12 protein-coding genes and 1 pseudogene are annotated in these 17,582 nt (G+C 51.5%); 12 read left to right on the top strand and 1 reads right to left on the bottom strand.

The window, feature by feature from the left end; translation table 11 throughout:
• Nucleotides 1-247 (bottom strand): annotated as a pseudogene (locus BLO51_RS27395) (IS4 family transposase); the annotation flags it as partial.
• 508 nt (nt 248-755) lie between these two features.
• On the opposite strand from BLO51_RS27395, the gene catA reads away from it, so the two are divergent.
• The 12 genes from catA to BLO51_RS27330 all read left to right on the top strand — a co-directional run.
• Entirely contained in the window at nt 756-1,427 is a 672-nt protein-coding gene (gene catA / locus BLO51_RS27390) for a type A chloramphenicol O-acetyltransferase (protein WP_090677120.1), read from the top strand.
• A gap of 402 nt (nt 1,428-1,829) precedes the next feature.
• Nucleotides 1,830-3,917, top strand: coding sequence for a TerD family protein (locus BLO51_RS27380; RefSeq protein ID WP_090677115.1), 2,088 nt, complete (start codon nt 1,830-1,832; stop codon nt 3,915-3,917).
• Between the two features lie 261 nt (nt 3,918-4,178).
• The gene (locus BLO51_RS27375; protein ID WP_090677110.1) at nt 4,179-4,367 is read left to right on the top strand and encodes a hypothetical protein; all 189 of its coding nucleotides are present in this window, start codon (nt 4,179-4,181) and stop codon (nt 4,365-4,367) included.
• Between the two features lie 12 nt (nt 4,368-4,379).
• Nucleotides 4,380-4,814: an ATPase gene (locus BLO51_RS27370; protein ID WP_090677106.1), complete on the top strand. Its 435-nt coding sequence runs from the start codon at nt 4,380-4,382 to the stop codon at nt 4,812-4,814.
• A 197-nt stretch (nt 4,815-5,011) separates the two neighbouring features.
• Nucleotides 5,012-6,064 carry a Delta(5) desaturase DesA gene (gene desA / locus BLO51_RS27365; protein ID WP_090677103.1) on the top strand — a complete coding sequence of 351 codons (1,053 nt, stop codon included), beginning with the start codon at nt 5,012-5,014 and terminating at the stop codon, nt 6,062-6,064.
• Nucleotides 6,065-6,099: 35 nt separating this feature from the next.
• A complete protein-coding gene (locus BLO51_RS27360) occupies nt 6,100-7,233 on the top strand; it encodes a sensor histidine kinase (RefSeq protein ID WP_090677099.1) in 1,134 nt (377 codons plus the stop codon).
• Nucleotides 7,230-7,829, top strand: a complete 600-nt coding sequence (locus BLO51_RS27355; protein ID WP_090677095.1) for a response regulator transcription factor — start codon at nt 7,230-7,232, stop codon at nt 7,827-7,829. Before BLO51_RS27360 ends, BLO51_RS27355 begins: the two co-directional genes overlap by 4 nt.
• Nucleotides 7,830-7,860: 31 nt before the next feature.
• The gene (locus BLO51_RS27350) at nt 7,861-8,421 is read left to right on the top strand and encodes an SLOG family protein (protein ID WP_090677091.1); all 561 of its coding nucleotides are present in this window, start codon (nt 7,861-7,863) and stop codon (nt 8,419-8,421) included.
• A gap of 295 nt (nt 8,422-8,716) precedes the next feature.
• Entirely contained in the window at nt 8,717-10,816 is a 2,100-nt protein-coding gene (locus tag BLO51_RS27345) for a CBM96 family carbohydrate-binding protein (RefSeq protein WP_090677087.1), read from the top strand.
• A gap of 110 nt (nt 10,817-10,926) precedes the next feature.
• The gene (locus BLO51_RS27340; protein WP_090677084.1) at nt 10,927-11,991 is read left to right on the top strand and encodes a peptidylprolyl isomerase; all 1,065 of its coding nucleotides are present in this window, start codon (nt 10,927-10,929) and stop codon (nt 11,989-11,991) included.
• 132 nt (nt 11,992-12,123) lie between these two features.
• Nucleotides 12,124-13,881 carry a beta-glucuronidase gene (gene uidA / locus BLO51_RS27335; protein WP_090677081.1) on the top strand — a complete coding sequence of 586 codons (1,758 nt, stop codon included), beginning with the start codon at nt 12,124-12,126 and terminating at the stop codon, nt 13,879-13,881.
• Nucleotides 13,882-14,194: 313 nt separating this feature from the next.
• On the top strand, nt 14,195-17,582 hold a 3,388-nt coding region (locus tag BLO51_RS27330; protein ID WP_174551324.1), incomplete at its 3' end, for a DUF8202 domain-containing protein.

Here is a 17,582-nt window from a genome sequence, read left to right as displayed (position 1 = left end):
CATCGCTTGCTTTGGAAGAAAAAGAGGAATAGCAAACGCGAATAAGACCGCTGGTGACTGCTTTTCCTACACCAGACCGATAGCTGTCCCACTGTCCTAAGGCAGCGTGCATAAAGAATAATAGAAGCTGACTGGCTGTAAACTTGCTGGCTGTATCTTCGTATTTCAATTCTTGCAAAATTTGCTTCACATCTTCTTCGGTCAATAGCGTTTGAACTAACTTGGTGAACGTGGTAGACTTTTTCATGAGGTCGCCTCTTTCTAATCGTGTTGTATGGTGCAAACGATTTTACAGAAAGAGCGTCCTTTTTTCAATTTCCAATTCCCTTATTTTGGTTAATCAACAGGCGTGATATACGAGTTAGAGACGCTTTGGAAAAATTGCTTAGAAAATATTCGTAAAAACTTGCCATTTCAATTGAACTGTCTTATTTCCATATTGATTGACGTCGGTCTGAAATATACATGCTAAAAGAGTATGGCCATGGCCTTAGAAATTCGAATCTAGTCGAAAATGAATCCGAGCCTGTTGATTACGGTCCAGTTTGAAGCCCTTGTCCATACATGGAATATAGTTATATACTTATGGCATGGGCATTGAACACCTGCATTGGGGAACGTATGTAACTATTTTCGGGACGGAACCAAGGTGGAGCAGGATAGCCCTAAAGCGAGGAAGGGAATGGTTATATGAAACGAGCAACCGAGTTAGCCTCCTAAAATAACGCATTTTACTATTTTAGGAGGCTATCCAAATGAACTTTACTGTAATCGATATGAACAAATGGGAAAGACGTGCGTACTTCGAGCATTATATGAATGAGATCAGATGTACCTTCAGCATAACGGCCAACTTGAACATTACCAAATTGCTCCCAGTTCTTCGGGCAAAAGGGTTCAAGCTATATCCTGCGTTTCTTTATATGGTTACTAAGACGGTGAATGCGCATCGCGAATTCCGGGTTTGTTTCAATGAAGAAGGGGAGTTGGGGTATTGGGAAAAGATGCTGCCCAGCTTTACCTTTTTTCATAAAGATGATAAAACGTTTTCTGACCTGTGGACCGATTTTTCGAACGACTTCGGTGTGTTTCATCAAAACTATCTGGATGATATGAACACGTATGGCGAAGTAAAAGGCTTATCTGTAAAAGGAAATGAGCCGCCGAATACGATCAATGTTTCAAGTATTCCCTGGGTTAGCTTTACCGGGTTCAATCTGAATGTTTATACGGATGGGCGGTATTTGCTGCCGATTATGACGTGCGGCAAATATTTTGAACAAGCCGGCGAAATTTTGCTGCCCGTTTCCTTGCAGGTCCATCATGCGGTTTGCGACGGATACCATGCCAGTATTTTTATAAATGAATTGCAGGAGATGGCTAATCATTGCGAGCAATGGCTGCTTCCTGGTCCTGATGCTTCGTAAGACGAATGACTAACATTCCAGCCATGAAAAGAGGGGCATCCCCCCTCTTTTTATTGTACCTCCCCCAACAATCTTACCTTCACCCCGCTCCCCAATCCCACTGTCGTAATACTTTCGCCCTGTTCGGATGCTCCAAACTATGGAATAATCATCCTCAGGAAGCGAACGCCGCAAGGCGCGCAGCTTCCGGCAAAATCTCTTCAGGCTATCGCCATCCTTCCTTCTACACTCATTGGATATTAGGGTGGCGGCTTTCCCGAAGAGATTAACCATCAGGCTATCGCATCTCTTCCTTCTACCTAACCCTAGTCCATTAGAGATGCGAATTTCCTGATGACGATCCATCCGTTATGGAGAGGAGGCATCCGGGCAGCCGTATTCCGTATTTCCCGGAGTCTTGTAATGAAAAACGTCATTTACCTGAGAAGAAGCAGAAAAGTCGTCGTCCAACCCGGCCGTCATGTTCTTCCCGATAAATATATGGCAACTGCACTGAAAAATATTGAGTACCTGGGCTTTACGTTCTCCAGACCGTTAATGGAAGCCCTTCGCACCCTCTCCGTCGAGGAGTTCACGGCGATCTACCACCAGCTTGTCGCGGACTTGAAATCGCTCCTGGGAGCGAATGTGAACTTCAAGCCAATGTACCCCAATTTTCCCGAGCAAGTGATGCTGGTCAGCCAAGCCGAGCTGTATCTGAACGCCATCTATCACTACATCACCCTTGAGCTGCCTGAGCACGAAACCATCGAGAGACTCCCGTTACTAGATCAAGTGGATTTGAAAATCATCGATTTGGGAAGTCAAGAAGATTTCGATCAAACGATCCGCAATCTCATCGCGGCGAACGGCTCGATCTCCGAACAAGACAAGGAAGATATCGAATGGGTCATCGCAGCCTGTGACGATCTGGGTGCCGTGCTGCCGGACGAGATTCCTTTGAAAGAAAATGTGGGCTTTGTGGTCGGGGCGCTGCTTAAGTACAATAAGGCCAGCCTTGGCCTCGTCGGACAATACGTGAAGACCGCAACGGACGTGCTGCGTTTGGCTGTTGCGCTCTCGGATGGGGATGTCAGTCTGGCGGCGAACACGAAGTTCCGCAAATTCAAGCGCGCCGAACGGCGCTTGCTTCTGGGACTGCTGGACCGGTGCGGCAATATCGTTGAAGATATGCTGCGCTATAAGCATCGCTGGATACGTCTTGGAGAAATTTCACACCCTGCCGAATACAAGAACCGGTATGCTCATTGCCAAGAGGCCTTCGATATTCTTCGGAACAATAAACCGTACGAAACGTTCAACGGAAAAGTGGAGCTTGCGCTTCGCCGGAAGGATACGCTGCTCGCGGCAGCTTTGTTAAAAACGCGCGCGGGCGAATTGGCCAGACGGTTGGATCATCTGTTGAGGCTCTCCGGGGATGCCTTGCAAGTGATGGACCGGTTTGCCGAGGTCGCCGATCAGGTATCTACGCCGGTGCTGCTGCAGGTCATGGCTCATTTTAGCCATCGACAGGAAATGCGTGAGCTGCGCACCTTTTTCCCGAAAGGCAATGTGGCGAAGGCCATGGCCATTCCGAATACACTGCCAGGTATTCATCCGGATGCTTGTGCGGCAGTGGTCGACATATGCGAACGCACTTTAATCCGCCGTTTCTCGGAGCTTCCGCCGCTAGGAACCGTTTATATTGACGAAAGCCTGAAGCAGTACTTGATGCCGTTCTCGCAGCGGTCGGCCAGCAAAGCGCTGCGTACCATCGTTCGCGGCAGCCGGGTTAAGATGCCGGAAGGGGATACGATCCGCTTTTTCCTCTGGTGGAAGGAAGGGATGGTTAACGGCAAGCATACGGGGCGCGTCGATATCGACTTGTCGGCGGTGATGTACAATAAGAACTGGAAGTACGTTGAGCATATTTCGTACACGAATCTGCGGTCCGACAAATACAAAGCTGCGCATAGCGGAGATATTACATCGGCTCCCCAAGGCGCTTGCGAGTTTATTGATCTGCATATTCCTTCGATCGTCCGGTATGGCGGTCGATTCATTGTCGCCTCGCTGAATTCGTTCACGGAGCAGCCCTATTGCGACTTGCCGGAGTGCTATGCCGGTTGGATGATGCGGCAGGCTCCCAAGACCGGGGAAGTATTCGAGCCTTCGACCGTGGCCGATAAAATCGATCTCACCGCAGATACCCAGATTGCCATTCCGGTCATTCTGGATCTGGTGGAACGAACCGTGATCTGGACGGATTTGGCCTTGAAGCAGCATCCGTACTACTACAACAATGTGGAGGGTAATCAAAAAGGGATGGTCCTCATGGGTAAAGCCATGACTACGCTGACGAAGCCTACCCTCTATGATTTGTTCACGCTGCACGCAACGGCCAGAGGTCGCAAGGTAGAGCATGCGGACGAAGCCGACACGGTTTTTGCCGTGGACCGGGGCGTTACGCCTTATGACATTAGCACCATCATGTCGGAATTCGTTGTGTGAGCGGATGTGCATTGGAACGCCTTGAGGGGCGTTTCTTTTTTTATTTTGAACCTAAATAGACTCCATACGATCTAATTCATAGCGCCAAGCGGGAGGACTGGCGTATGCTATTTCAAGCAAATAAAAAACTTCACGTTTCAAGCTCTAGCAAATCGTATTCATGCAAGATGAGCTCCTTCCAGAAGCAAGCTGGCATGATTATGTTCACATGCGGTGTGTTATAATGAAGATGACACAACTTTGAATCAGGGGTGAACACGAATGAAAAAGGGAGACGAACTAAAGGAAGTGCTCAAACATATTGAGCGGTCTGTTCAGATGAAGGCAAAAGAAGCCGGAGCTCCGCTATATTATATTAAGAATGGAAAACGTATTCGACAAGAACCATCCGGTGAAAAATTTGTCCAAATTATTGACTCGGATGGTAACCCGGCCGATTTTAGACTTTAAGAGGAGGCCCTTATGCCTGAAATGACCGTGTTCGCGGGTTGTAATGGAGCCGGCAAGTCAACTCTTATTGAGCATTATGGAGAAGAGTTCAAAACCATTATTAACCCGGATCTCTTTGCAAGGGTATTGAATCCTGAGAATCCACGAAAAGCTGATCTCTCAGCCGGCAAGCAGGCACTGAAAGAGATCAGGGATTGTCTGGATAGTGGACGGAGCTTTGCAGTGGAAACGACTTTGGCTAGCGAATTTTACTTGAAGCGAATGGAAGAAGCGAGGTCGCGGGGTTATCGTGTTTACCTATATTACGTCGGCCTTCAAGATGTTCAGTTGCATGTTGACCGAGTTCGTACCCGTATAATAGAGGGGGGCCATTTTATCGCTACAAATGACATCCTACGCCGGTATGATGCTTCTCTTTCAAATATAAACGCATTTGGGCAAACGTAGTTTTGTGGGAGTGATTTTCATTTCAAGCTACTCTGAACACCCGGCTAAACCTCAGCGCTATATGACGATTGTCATACCCTCGATCTGACGTTTATGACTACAGCGGGCGGGATGTTTTTTCTATAATGGAACATAGAAAACCTGCGTCCGGCGTTGTATAACGTTCCCTGCGCGTCTTATCGAGGAGGAGTCAACGAATGTACAAAGAAAGTATCGCCCATTTGAAAAAGAACGTCGGTCCCTTCGAGAAAACCGATACGAAGTCAAGCCTATGGCAGCTTGTGAACACCTTGGGGCCGCTGGTGCTGCTCTGGTATGCGGCGTATGCAAGCCTGACCGTCTCGTACTGGTTAACGCTTCCTCTCACCATCGTGGCCGGCGGCTTTGTGATCCGGACTTTTATTATTTTCCATGACTGCTGTCACCAATCGTTCTTCAAAAGCCGGCTCGCTAATGATATACTCGGAACTATCACGGGTGTGATGACGCTTTGTCCGTATGAGCAGTGGAAACACAGCCATTCGATCCATCATGCCACAAGCAGCAACCTCGATAAGCGAGGCGTCGGGGACATCTGGATTCTCACCGTGGACGAATACGTCGCCGCTCCGTTATGGAGACGGATCGCTTACCGGATTTACCGGAATCCGCTGGCCATGTTCGTCGGCGGACCGATCTACGTGTTTCTGCTCCAGTACCGCTTTAACCGCAGAGGAGCGAGACGCAAAGAGCGGATCAACACCTATATGACGAATCTGGCTATCGTCGTTCTGTATGCGCTGCTGATCTGGGCGATCGGCTGGCAGGCTTTTGTTTTGGTCCAAGGCCCGATCTTTTTCGTCTCCGGCTTGCTGGGGATCTGGATGTTTTATGTGCAGCATCAATTCGAGGAATCCTATTTCGAGAATGAGGACCAGTGGAGCTACGTGAAAGCGGCCGTGGAAGGGAGCTCTTACTACAAGCTTCCGAAGCTGCTGCAGTGGGTCACCGGAAATATCGGGTTTCATCACGTGCATCATTTGAGTCCGAAAGTGCCGAACTATAACCTGGAGAAGGCGCATGAGGCCACGCCCGAGCTGCAGAAGGTCACGACGCTTACGATCGGCACCAGCTTGCAGTCGCTTCGGTTCCGCTTGTGGGACGAGAAGGGCAAGACGTTTGTGGGCTTTAAAGACATCAAGCATTTGCTCCGCAAGCCGGCGGCGGCCAGCCAAGTGAAAAGCCCCAGTCCGAGCTTGCAAGGAAAATAAAAGCCTGTTTCCAAGAGGCAAGGGATGACGACGCCATGCGCAAGTGGATTCAAATTATTCACAAAAATACGGGACTCAGTCCCTATGTATGGGTCGTCTTTTATATTCTTCCGTTTTATTTTATCTTCAGCTCTTCTTCGACTTACGAAGTAGCCGTCGGCATTACGATGATCATCGGCTTTTTTATATGCTATGTGCTTACCTTTTTGTCCAAAGGGTGGCAGGTGTACTTCTGGACAAGCGTGCAGATCGTCATTTCCATTACGATGAGCCTGCTGTTCGGATACGTTTATTTCTCGCTTTTTCTGGCGTTTTTTATCGGCAATATCCAGCATCGGGTCGGATTTTTCACGCTGTATTCCATTCATCTGGTCAGCACACTGGTCACGATCAATTACGGCTTCGTGACGCAGAATCCGGTCATTATTACGCAGCTGCCGTTTGTGCTGGTCAGCTTGATCGGCGTCATTCTGCTGCCGGTGAATACGTACAACCGGAATAAGCGGGAGCAGCTGCAAGACGAACTGGAAGTGGCGAACAGGAAAATTTCCGAGCTCGTCAAGCTGGAGGAACGCCAAAGAATCGCCCGCGACCTGCATGACACGCTCGGCCAGAAGCTTTCGCTCATCGGCTTAAAGAGCGATCTGGCCGGAAAATTGATCGGTAAAAACCCGAGCCGCGCCCAAGCCGAGCTGAACGACATTCATCAGACCGCCAGAAGCGCGCTGAAGGAAGTGCGGGAGATGGTTACCCGGATGCGCGGCACGCGGCTGGAGGATGAAGTATTTCGGGTCAAGCAGATGCTGAAAGCGGCGCAGATCGGTTTTGCTCTGGAGGGCAGCCCGAAGCTGACCAACACCTCGCTGCTGAACGAAAATGTGGTCAGCATGTGCATGAAGGAAGCCGTTACCAATACTGTCAAGCATAGCGGCGCATCCACATGCTGGATTACCATCACGCCGTCGCGGACGGAGCTCGTGGTCCGGGTGCAGGACGACGGCTGTGGTCTGGCGGAGCATCCGGACTGCTTGCGGGGCAACGGACTGGGAGGCATGAAGGAGCGCCTCGAATTCGTGAACGGGAGTCTGGAAATCGGTCCGGGTCCGGGCACGACAATCGTGATGAAAGTGCCGAATGTCTTCAAACAACCGGAGGAGGCGAAGGGATGATTCGCATTGTCATTGCCGAAGATCAGAGGCTGCTGCTGGGCGCGCTGGCTTCCTTGCTCGACCTGGAAGAGGACATGACGGTCGTCGGACGGGCCAGCCATGGCGAGGATGCGGTCAAGCTGGTTCGCCTTCATCAGCCGGATATTTGCATCATGGACATCGAGATGCCGGGGAAGAGCGGGCTGGAAGCGGCCGAGGAGTTGAAGGGCTTCGGCTGCAAGGTGATCATCCTGACGACGTTTGCCCGCTACGGCTATTTCGAGCGCGCGCTGAAGGCCGGGGTGCACGGATATTTGCTGAAGGATAGCCCAAGCGAAGAGCTGGCCAATTCGATCCGCAGCGTAATGGCCGGCCGGCGCATCTACGCATCGGAGCTGGTCGATGAGGCGGACGGGGAGGAGAATCCGCTCACCGAGCGGGAGCAGGAAGTGCTCCACCTAATCGCCGACGGGAAGAACACGAAGGAAATTGCCAGTCAGCTGTATATTACCACCGGAACCGTCCGCAACTACATTTCCGTCATTCTGGATAAACTCGGCGTCAGCAACCGGATCGAAGCGATCATGCGGTTTAAGGAAAAAGGATGGTTCAAATAACCGCTGCACAAGTCACAAGGAGGCTGGTACCGTGAAAAGCTTGCTTGTCACGGGCTATAAGGCGTCGGAGCTTGGCATATTTTCGCTGAAGCATCCCGGCATCGGGATTATTAAGAAGGCGCTGAAAAGCCGGTTCGCCGCTTTGCTGGACGAAGGGCTCGAATGGGTGATCGTCAGCGGCCAATGGGGCGTGGAGCTGTGGGCGGCCGAGGCGGCGATCGAAATGAAGTCGCAGGGCTTCGAGCTGAAGCTCGCCGTCATTACCCCGTTCCTGGAGCAGGAGGCGAACTGGAGCGAAGAGAAGCAGGCCGCTTACAAGCAGGTGCTGGCGGGCGCGGACTATGTGAACAGCGTCACGAAAAGCAACTATAGCGGGCCGTGGCAGTTTCGGGCACGGGATCAATTTTTGCTGCGCAATTCCGACGGTCTGCTGCTTGTCTATGATGACGAGAACGAAGGTTCGCCGAAGTTCATCCGGGAGGAAGCGTTGCGTCTGGCGGATCAGGAGTATTATCCGATCCACAGCATCACGGCGTACGATCTGCAAAGCGCGGCCGAGGAAGAGGCAATGCTTCATCCATATGACGAATAACAAAAAAACGTAGCGAACGCCAAGTCCGAACTTTTTGCGGCTTGGCGTTTTTCGTGTTGCATGGGCAGTTACATCCGGCAAGCAGGCTGCTTGTCTTCGAGAAATGGACCATTCATTGCCTTCCAAGTTATGGTAAGATATAGGCGAGGAGGACGGATGTGCTCCTTTTCACCTGGGCCATGCCCAATCATAAGGGTGTTAGCGGAAATGGAGGGATGATAAATGAGAGCGCTTTCCTGAATATGGCGTTCGCTACCGCAGGAAATTATTTTAGACGAAAGGCGGGTATTTCATAATGAGCTTTCCCCGTAAAAGATCAAGCTTTGCTGTCCTCCTCGTCGTAGCCATGCTGCTTCACATGATCGGGACATTGTATGTCGCACCTGAGCCTGCACATGCGGCCGGAACGACTTACTATGTCGATTCAGTGGGCGGAAATGACACGAACGCCGGAACAAGCTCTTCCGCGCCATGGGCTACATTAGCCAAGGTCAACGGCACGACGTTTCAGCCGGGCGACAAAATTTTGTTCAAGTCGGGCGGCGTCTGGACCGGGCAATTGTGGCCGAAGGGATCGGGAACGAGCGGGAATCCGATTGTAATCGACAGCTACGGAAGCGGCGCCAAGCCGATTATTAACGGAGCGGGCACGAGCTATCCCGCGAACACATCGGGCGCCGTCATGCTGTACAACCAGGAATATTGGGAAATTAATAACCTTGAGGTGACCAATTTCAGCTCTTCCATTGTGTCCTCAAGGGCCGGTATTTTGGCGTACAACAATCAGCTGGGCTTGAAAAATCATATTTATGTGAGAAATTGCTACGTTCACGATGTCAATTCGGATGTGAGCGGCAACAAAATCAGCGGCGGGATCATTTTCTTCGGCACGCATATTGATAAAGACGGGAACGCCACAATAGGCTTGCAGGCCGGATTTAACGACGTGCTGGTGGAGAACAACCATGTGGCCAATGTGACGAAGGAAGGGATTCGCACGAAATCGGATGCGGGCAACGGGTATCCGAAGATCAGCACGAATATCGTATTCCGGGGCAACTTTGTCGAAGAGGTATGGGGAGACGGCATGGTGCTGGCGGAGGTGCTATCCGGCGCTTTGGCCGAGTACAATACGGTGAAAAACCATAGCAAAACGTCTTCCGGCAATTACGCGGGCCTATGGACGCACTATACGACGGGAGCCGTCGTCCAATTCAACGAAGTGTACGGCGGAAGCGGCGGACACAACGACGGGGAAGCCTTCGATTCGGACAACAATTGCGTCGGAGACGTGTTCCAATACAACTACAGCCACAATAACTCCGGCGGGCTCCTATTGGTCATGCCCAGCGCAAGCAATCTGAAATTCAGATACAACATCAGCGAAAACGACGGCTACCGCTCCGGTCAGGAAATCTTTTTCTATCACAGCGCCAACGCCGGAAACGAGATTTATAACAATACCATTTATGTGGGAGCTCAGGTGACGACCCAAATTTTTGATAACGGTTCCAATAGGGTCAAGTTTTACAACAATATCATTAAAGCAGACGGAACGATAACGAAGTTCGCGGAGAAGGCCTGGAGCGCGTCGGCTATATTCCAAAACAACAGCTTCTACCCGGCAACCATCGACGACATCAACGGTCCGGCGGCGCATCCCGGTTTAATAACGGCCGATCCGCAGCTCGTCCACCCTGGAGCCGGAGAAACGAACATCAATATGAACGATCCGAACCGGTTGAACGGCTACAAGCTTCAGCCGACGTCGCCGCTCATTAACAGCGGGATCTCCGTGGCGAATAACGGCGGCAGAGATTTCTGGGGCACGGCTCTGGGGAACGGCAATCCGGATATCGGCGCTTTCGAGCATGCGTCGGGCGGTCCGATCCCGCCCTCGGTGAGCTATGAGCCAACCGCCGATTCCTATGTGAGGGACGGGGCTTACGCAGGGACGAATTACGGCACAGAGACGACGATGATGGTCAAAGCCGATGCGTCCGGGTATGCGAGAAAATCTTATATCAAGTTCGATTACGGAACCTTTGGCGGTTCAAGCGCCGCCTCTGCCAAAGTGAAGGTGTATGTCCCGGCCGTCAATACGGACGCCTCAAGAACAGTCAAATTATACAGCACGGATAAAAGCTGGAGCGAGACGGGCATCACCTGGAACAACGCCCCGGCGGGCACGACATTCCTCGGCAGCATGGTCATAAGCAATACGGTCGGGACATGGTATGAGTTCGATGTGTTAAACTATGTGAACAGCCAGATATCGGACAAGCTCGTGTCGTTCTTGCTGGTGAACGAAGGCGCTGACAGCTCGAAGGGAGACGTTTCTTTCAATACCAAAGAGGCCGCGAGCAACAAGCCGCAGCTCGTATTGACGCAATAGTTTCCCTTGTTCGGAGAGATTGTCAGGACCATCGGGAAATAGCAGAAGCTTGGATGACGGAATGACGGAGTCTCTGCTATTTCCTTGATGCTTTTTAGGAGGCTTTTCACATGAAGAAACGGATGCCGCTTGTCATTGTGCTGCTCGTCGCTTTGTTTGTTTTATTGTTCTTCTTGTTCAGACAGCCGTCCCGCCCCGATTCGTATGCGGAGGTCTTGACGATCAACGGCGAACCCGTAGTCATGGGCGAATTCGAAATGGTTCTCAAGGATCGGGTAGCGGAAGTGTATGGATATTTTCATGAAACATACGGCGCGCAGGACCGTACGGAATTTTGGACGACAAGCTTCAACGGTGAAATTCCATTGGAGATGGCGAAGAAAAAAACGCTGGAAAAGCTTAAAATCATAAAGACGGAGCAGCTCCTGGCCAAGCAATACGGACTGACGGACGATGTCAGCTACAGAAGCTTTAAAGAGAGGTTAACCGAAGAAAATAGAAGCAGGGCAGAAGCCATGAAGAAGGGCCAGCCTGTATTCGGGCCCCGCGAGTATAGCGAGATCGCCTATTTCAACCACGTCCACGACAAGATCAAGCGGCAGCTTCTTGACTATGTTGCGAACCATGAAGCTCAGGCGGCGAATGAGGCGCTGCATGCCACTTACGAGAACATGCGAAGAAAAGGGGAACTGAAGAAGCCCGACCGTATTCGTACGCAAGTCGTTGAATTGGCTTTTGGAAGCGGGGATGGCCCCGGTTCCTTAACAAGAAATGCCGCGATGGAGACGATGAACGGAAACCGCTCCGGACTGGCGAGCAGCAAGGAGGCCGATGCGGTTGTCCGGCAGCTTCGGGTAAACGCGTCGGTGAAGGAAAGAATATTCGATGAATCGACCTATGCTTCGGATAGCAGCGAAGAAGAGGAAAAGGTGTTCGCTGCTGCCCAAAAGCTGAAGCCGGGCGAAGTCAGCGACGTATTCGAAACAGCCGGATCGGTATTCGTCCTTCAATGTACGGAGCGCACACCGGGCGGGGATCTCCGATTTGAAGATGTCCAAGATCGGCTGAAATGGAAGTACGCCGAAGAGCAGTTGAAACAACGGATCACCGAGACGGCTGAAAACGCGAATATCGTCATCCATCATAACGTTTATGACGCGATCACGGTACGTTAGCTTGCCTCCACGTGCCAATAAGTCAAAATAATGAACACATCCGGTAAAAATCATGCAAATCTTTAGCGGGCGCTCCGTGCTATCCTATTTCATAGGAATATAACCAGAGATGATCGAAGACGGAGGGAGCCTATGCTGTATCCACAATCAAGCAGTTCCAGAGCGATGATTTCGCTAGACGGATTTTGGAAATTTGCACCGGATGTTAACGATGATGGGGAACAACGGGGATGGACGCATCAACTGCCGGCCGATAGGGAAATCGCGGTACCGGCCAGTTGGAACGAGCAATATCAGGATTTGATGTACTTTTTCGGAACCGGTTGGTATGAGCGGGAGGTGGAGCTTTCCAGACAGCTTCGCTCAGAACGGATCTGGCTACGCGTTGGCTCGGCGAATTATTTGTCGACCGTCTGGGTGAACGGGACGGAAGTCGGCCGGCATGAAGGCGCTCATCTTCCGTTCGTGTTCGAGATTACCGAGCATGTCCGTTGGGACGGCCCGAACCGCATTACGATCCGGGTGGACGCCGCCATCGCGGCCGACCGTCTTCCGCCGGGAGACGTGGAGCACGAGCAGATCGTCGGATTTAAAGGACAGTATCCGAACAATTACTATGACTTTTTTCCTTACGGCGGCATTCATCGTTCGGTGACGCTGATTACGACTCCGATGTCCTTTGTCAGCGACATTCGGATCACGACGGGGATTGACGGTACGGCCGGCAAAGTAAAAGCCCATGTCGGTCTAAGCGAAGGCTTCGAAGGAGCTTGTACCGTTAGCATACGTGGCACACAATGCCGTTCGTCCGTGAAGGTCCATCGAGATGGAGCGGACGGGGGCAAGGCTGTGTTCGATTTTACCGTTCCGGCGGCGAGACTTTGGTGTCCGGAGGACCCTTTCCTGTACGAATTGGAGGTTCGCTTGACGGACGAGGATGACCATGCGATAGATCAGTACGTGCAATCGTTCGGCATTCGAACCGTGTCGATTCGGGGCGTCGAGCTTTTGCTGAACGGCAAACCGGTATTTCTCACCGGCTTCGGGATGCATGAGGATTTCCCGGTACTGGGCAAAGGCATCTCTCCCGCGGTCATCGCCAAAGACTTCAACCTGCTGAACTGGATCGGAGCGAACTCGGTCCGCACGTCTCATTATCCATACAGCGACGAATTTTTAAGCTATGCCGACAAGCACGGTCTGCTCGTCATCGGCGAAACGCCTTTCGTCGGCTTTGTCCGCAGCCATTATCAGGGGACCGCCATCCTGAATAAAGCGAAACGGGTGATCACGGAAATGATTGAACGCGATACCAACCACCCGTCCATTATCGCCTGGAGCCTGGCGAACGAAGGAGACACGTTGGCCCCGGAGGCCGATGCGTTTTATGAAGCGCTGTACAGCCATGCGAAATCGCTGGACGATACGCGGCCGATTACGATTGTCAATTGCGTCGATGTGGAGAAGGACGTCGCGCTGAAGCATTACGACTTTGTCAGCCTTAACCGGTATCACGGCTGGTACGAGCAGGCCGGTCGGTTGGACGAAGGCTGCCGCATCCTGAGCGAGAAACTGGACCGCTGCTACGAGGTTCTCGGCAAGCCGGTGATGGTTACGGAGTTCGGAGCGGATGCGGTCGCCGGCGTGCATGTCGACCCGCCGGAGGTGTTTTCCGAGGAATATCAGGCGGAAATGGTCACCCGGCAGTATGAAATCATCCGGCAAAAACCGTATACGATCGGAGCTCACGTATGGTCGTTCGCCGATTTTAAGACAAGCCAGACCCCTTCCCGGGTCGTCGTCAACCGCAAGGGCGTGTTCACGCGCGACCGGCAGCCGAAGCTTTCGGCGCACAAGCTGAAGGCGCTTTGGGGCGGGGAATCGCGCTGAGTCGAATCAAGCGCCGCCAGAGCCAGATCATGTCCTATAAACGCCAAGCCCAGAAATTTTGCGGCTTGGCGTTTTTTCAATCCTGCCGTTATCGCTGACGGATATTTCCGCCTCAAGTAATCCCCCAAGCGGCTTCAGCCGCTCTTCAAAATGTTCCCGCTCAGTGGGGTTTTAAGCTTGTATATTTTTTGTATAGATTTGGTTGATATACTAAGCGGGCAGGAAATATGTAGAAATCTGACGGATGGTGTCTACTCGGGCAACTGCCGATACGGCACCGGATGCAGAAAAAAGCGAGGAGGCTTGATAAAGCGTGTTTTTGCAACGAAATCAGTTTTATTGGAGAAAGCAGTTGGCCCTGCTGCTCATTGTGGCGCTGGTGTTCGGGAGCTTCTCCGGCGTAATTGCCCCGCAAAAAGCAGAGGCGGCTCCGGGAGATCCCCTGCCTTCGTGGGCAAGCAAGGCGGTTCTATGGCTGAAAGCCGATGCGGGTGTCACTACTGCGCCGAACGGTTCCACCACCAATCTTACAGGCTGGGAGGATCAGACGGGCAAGGTTGGTTTTCAAGTCCAGGGAACGGTGGGCTATCAAGCCAGTGGTACCAATTTTAATCCCGTAGTTACGATTTCGGGGAATAACAAAAATCTAGCGGCCGGTCTCAAAAATTATTTGAGCGGCAATAAGCAGGTCGAGTATGCCGATGGGTACGCCGTATTCAAAGGAAACGGCACCGTCGTAGGCTCCGTGCACAAAATGAAGGATTATGGAGTTGCCGTTTTTGGAAGTGAATCTAACTACCTTGGTGTAGGTAATGGCGTGAGTAGCACGTACTATATGTATTCTTCTTTTAACTCCGGCACTGCTAAGGCCCGCCATCACTTTACAGGATATGACATCTCAAGAAGCCCTGCTAATGTAAGTGTGAACGGGAAAAGCGATAAAGCGGCCTTATCCAGTAAAAGCAATCCCATGCCGACTTCACTTGAATTTACTCCAATGATTGGAGGCAGCAATGGTGAAAATATTAGTGCCAACTGGAACCATTATAACGGAGAGATAGCAGAGGTAATCCTTTTTCCGGAGAGTATCGCTACTGCGAACCGAAGCAAAATTGAAGGCTATCTCGCACTGAAATACGGTATTACCTTGAACGGAGGCCAGTCGGACTACGTGGACAGCAACGGCATCCCGTTTTGGTCTAAAGATGCCAATACCGGTTACGGCTATCGCATTGCAGGCATCGGCAAAGATTCCGGCAGCGGGCTGGAGCAAAAGCAGTCCAAGTCCCAGGAAGCCGAGGCGCTGGTCACGATTGCGGCAGGGAAAGAGATCCGAAATTCCAACAAAGACTTTGCAAGTGACAGTATTGTTAACGACAAATCTTTCTTGATGTTTGGCGATAACAATGGCGCTACAACGTATAGTAAAGATGTTGTCAATTTGAAGCTGAAGCGGATGGATCGGGTGTTCAAGTTCGTTAAAACGAACTTGGCGGATCAGGACGTTACATTGAAGTTGGATGCGATAGGTACAAAGCCGATCTCTTTGTTAATCAGCGATAATCCCGAATTCGCCGGGAAGCCGGCTGCTTTGCCGCTGGATTCCACAGGTAAAGTGACGATCAACAGCGACGCGCTGAATCACGGTTCGTACTTTACGTTCGCCGAGGGGGATCGTATCACGACTGCCCCGGGAGGAGTAAACGGCGCATCATTATGGCTGAAAGCGGATGAAGGCGCCACATCATCGGCAAAAGGAGAACTGACCGACTGGGCCGATCAGACGAATACGAACCAATTTACGGTTGTAGGAACACCGCAATATAAGAATGACGCAGTCAACTTTAATCCGGCTGTCACGTTTAAGAACACGACGAAAGCCACTCAAGATCCAAATGAGTTTTTAAAAGGCGACAAGGAGATTCAATTCAAAGACGGGTATGCCGTTTTCAAGCAGGAAGCAGGGACGGTCGTAGGTTCCGCAGCCCCTCGTCGAGGTGGTTATGGAGTAGGCCTGTTTACAGGCTGGAGCAACAAACTGTGGGTCGGCAACGGAGTGCTCCACACTTATCACGGTTTTCCGTTCCGTGATGCAAACCGATATCATTTGGCCGGGTTTGATCTCGCCAATTCGAGCGACTCCCAAGGTAGATTGGATGGCTCGCCTCAAACCATGACCAAAAACAAGACAATCAACGAGATTACATTCACTCCGGTCATCGGAGGCACCTTTGGTGGGGGCAACAGAAACAACTGGGATCATTATAAAGGTGATGTTGCCGAGGTTATCCTTTTTCCTGCAAGCAAAACCGAACTTCAGAAGCAGCAGATTGAAGGCTATCTGGCGCTGAAGTACGGTTTGACGCTGAATCAAGGCAAAACGGATTATGTAGCCAGCAACGGGGCGGATAAGATGTGGACCGCTGCGGGCAATGCCGGTTACGGCAAGCGGATTACCGGCATCGGCCGCGACAATGGAAGCCATTTGCTGCAAAAGCAGTCCAAATCCCAAGAAGAAGGCGCTTCGGTAACCATCGCTTTGGGCAACGAGATCAAAACGACGAATGCGGAAAACACGAATTCCGTAGAGGACTTGTCCTTCTTCACGTTCAGCGATAACGGCGGAACGATCAAGTATGAAGATAGCATAAAGGAAATTCAACAAACCCAGCAGCATGATTTGAAGCTGATGAAGCGGGAATTCAAGATACAGAAAACGAAATGGCAAGACGCGGATATCACCTTGAAGCTGGATACGACAGAAGACAATCCGGCTGTCTTGTACTATCTGGTCATCCGTGATGCTGCGAGGACTACGACAGAGCTTGTTAAGTTGAATGAGGGCAAAGCGACGTTCAACAGCAGCAAGCTCGGCAACGGCTACGTGTTCTCTTTTGCGAAGGTGCATAAAGACGAACTGCAAGCCAAAATTAGCGGGGTTCAGGGCCTGACCCAAGATAGCTACACCCCTGAAAGCTGGGCTACGCTGCAAAAGGCGCTGGCTGACGCCAAGACTGTGCTGGACGATCCAAAGGCCACCCAAGAAAAGGTCGACGCTGCGCTGCCTGTATTGGAAACCGCACGGCAAGGCCTGGGCACCTGGGCTGACAAAGTGAGAGCCAAAGTGGCTGAAATTGAGGGTATGAAAAAAGGAGATTACACGACTGGAAGCAGGAAAGAGCTGACGGATGCGCTAGACGCGGCGAACAAGCTGTTGGAGAAAACGCCGGCCGCTAGCCCAACTGAGCTGGGACAAGCGTTGTCCAAGCTGGATATGGCAAAAGTGGCTTTGGTAGACTTAAGCCAATTGCGCGATAAAGAGGCCGAGACTACTGCCGAAAATCTGAAAGCAGACGGCTACACCCAAGCGAGCTGGCAAGCGCTGCAAGATGCGTTGACTGAAGCACGGAACGTATTGAATAACAAGCCGAATGCGACCGAGTCGGAGGTCAAAGCTGCGAAGGATGCGCTGGAAGCGGCAAGAGCGGCATTGATAGCAGTTAATAAAACCGCTCTGCAAGAGAAAGTCGATAAAATCAACAGCGAAGGCCTAGTAGAAACGAACTTCTCCCCGGAAAGCTGGGCAACCTATCAAAAGGCGTGGGATAGCGCCGTGGCTGTGCTGAACGATCCAAACGCCAAGCAAGCGGAAGTTGACGAGGCATTGAAAGCGCTGGAAACAGCACGAAACGGCCTTGTCC

The sequence above is a fragment of the Paenibacillus tianmuensis genome, from assembly GCF_900100345.1.
Taxonomy (GTDB): domain Bacteria; phylum Bacillota; class Bacilli; order Paenibacillales; family NBRC-103111; genus Paenibacillus_G; species Paenibacillus_G tianmuensis.
The sequence above is the reverse complement of the archived record's forward strand: the minus strand, read 5'-3'. Positions and strand labels throughout refer to the sequence as shown.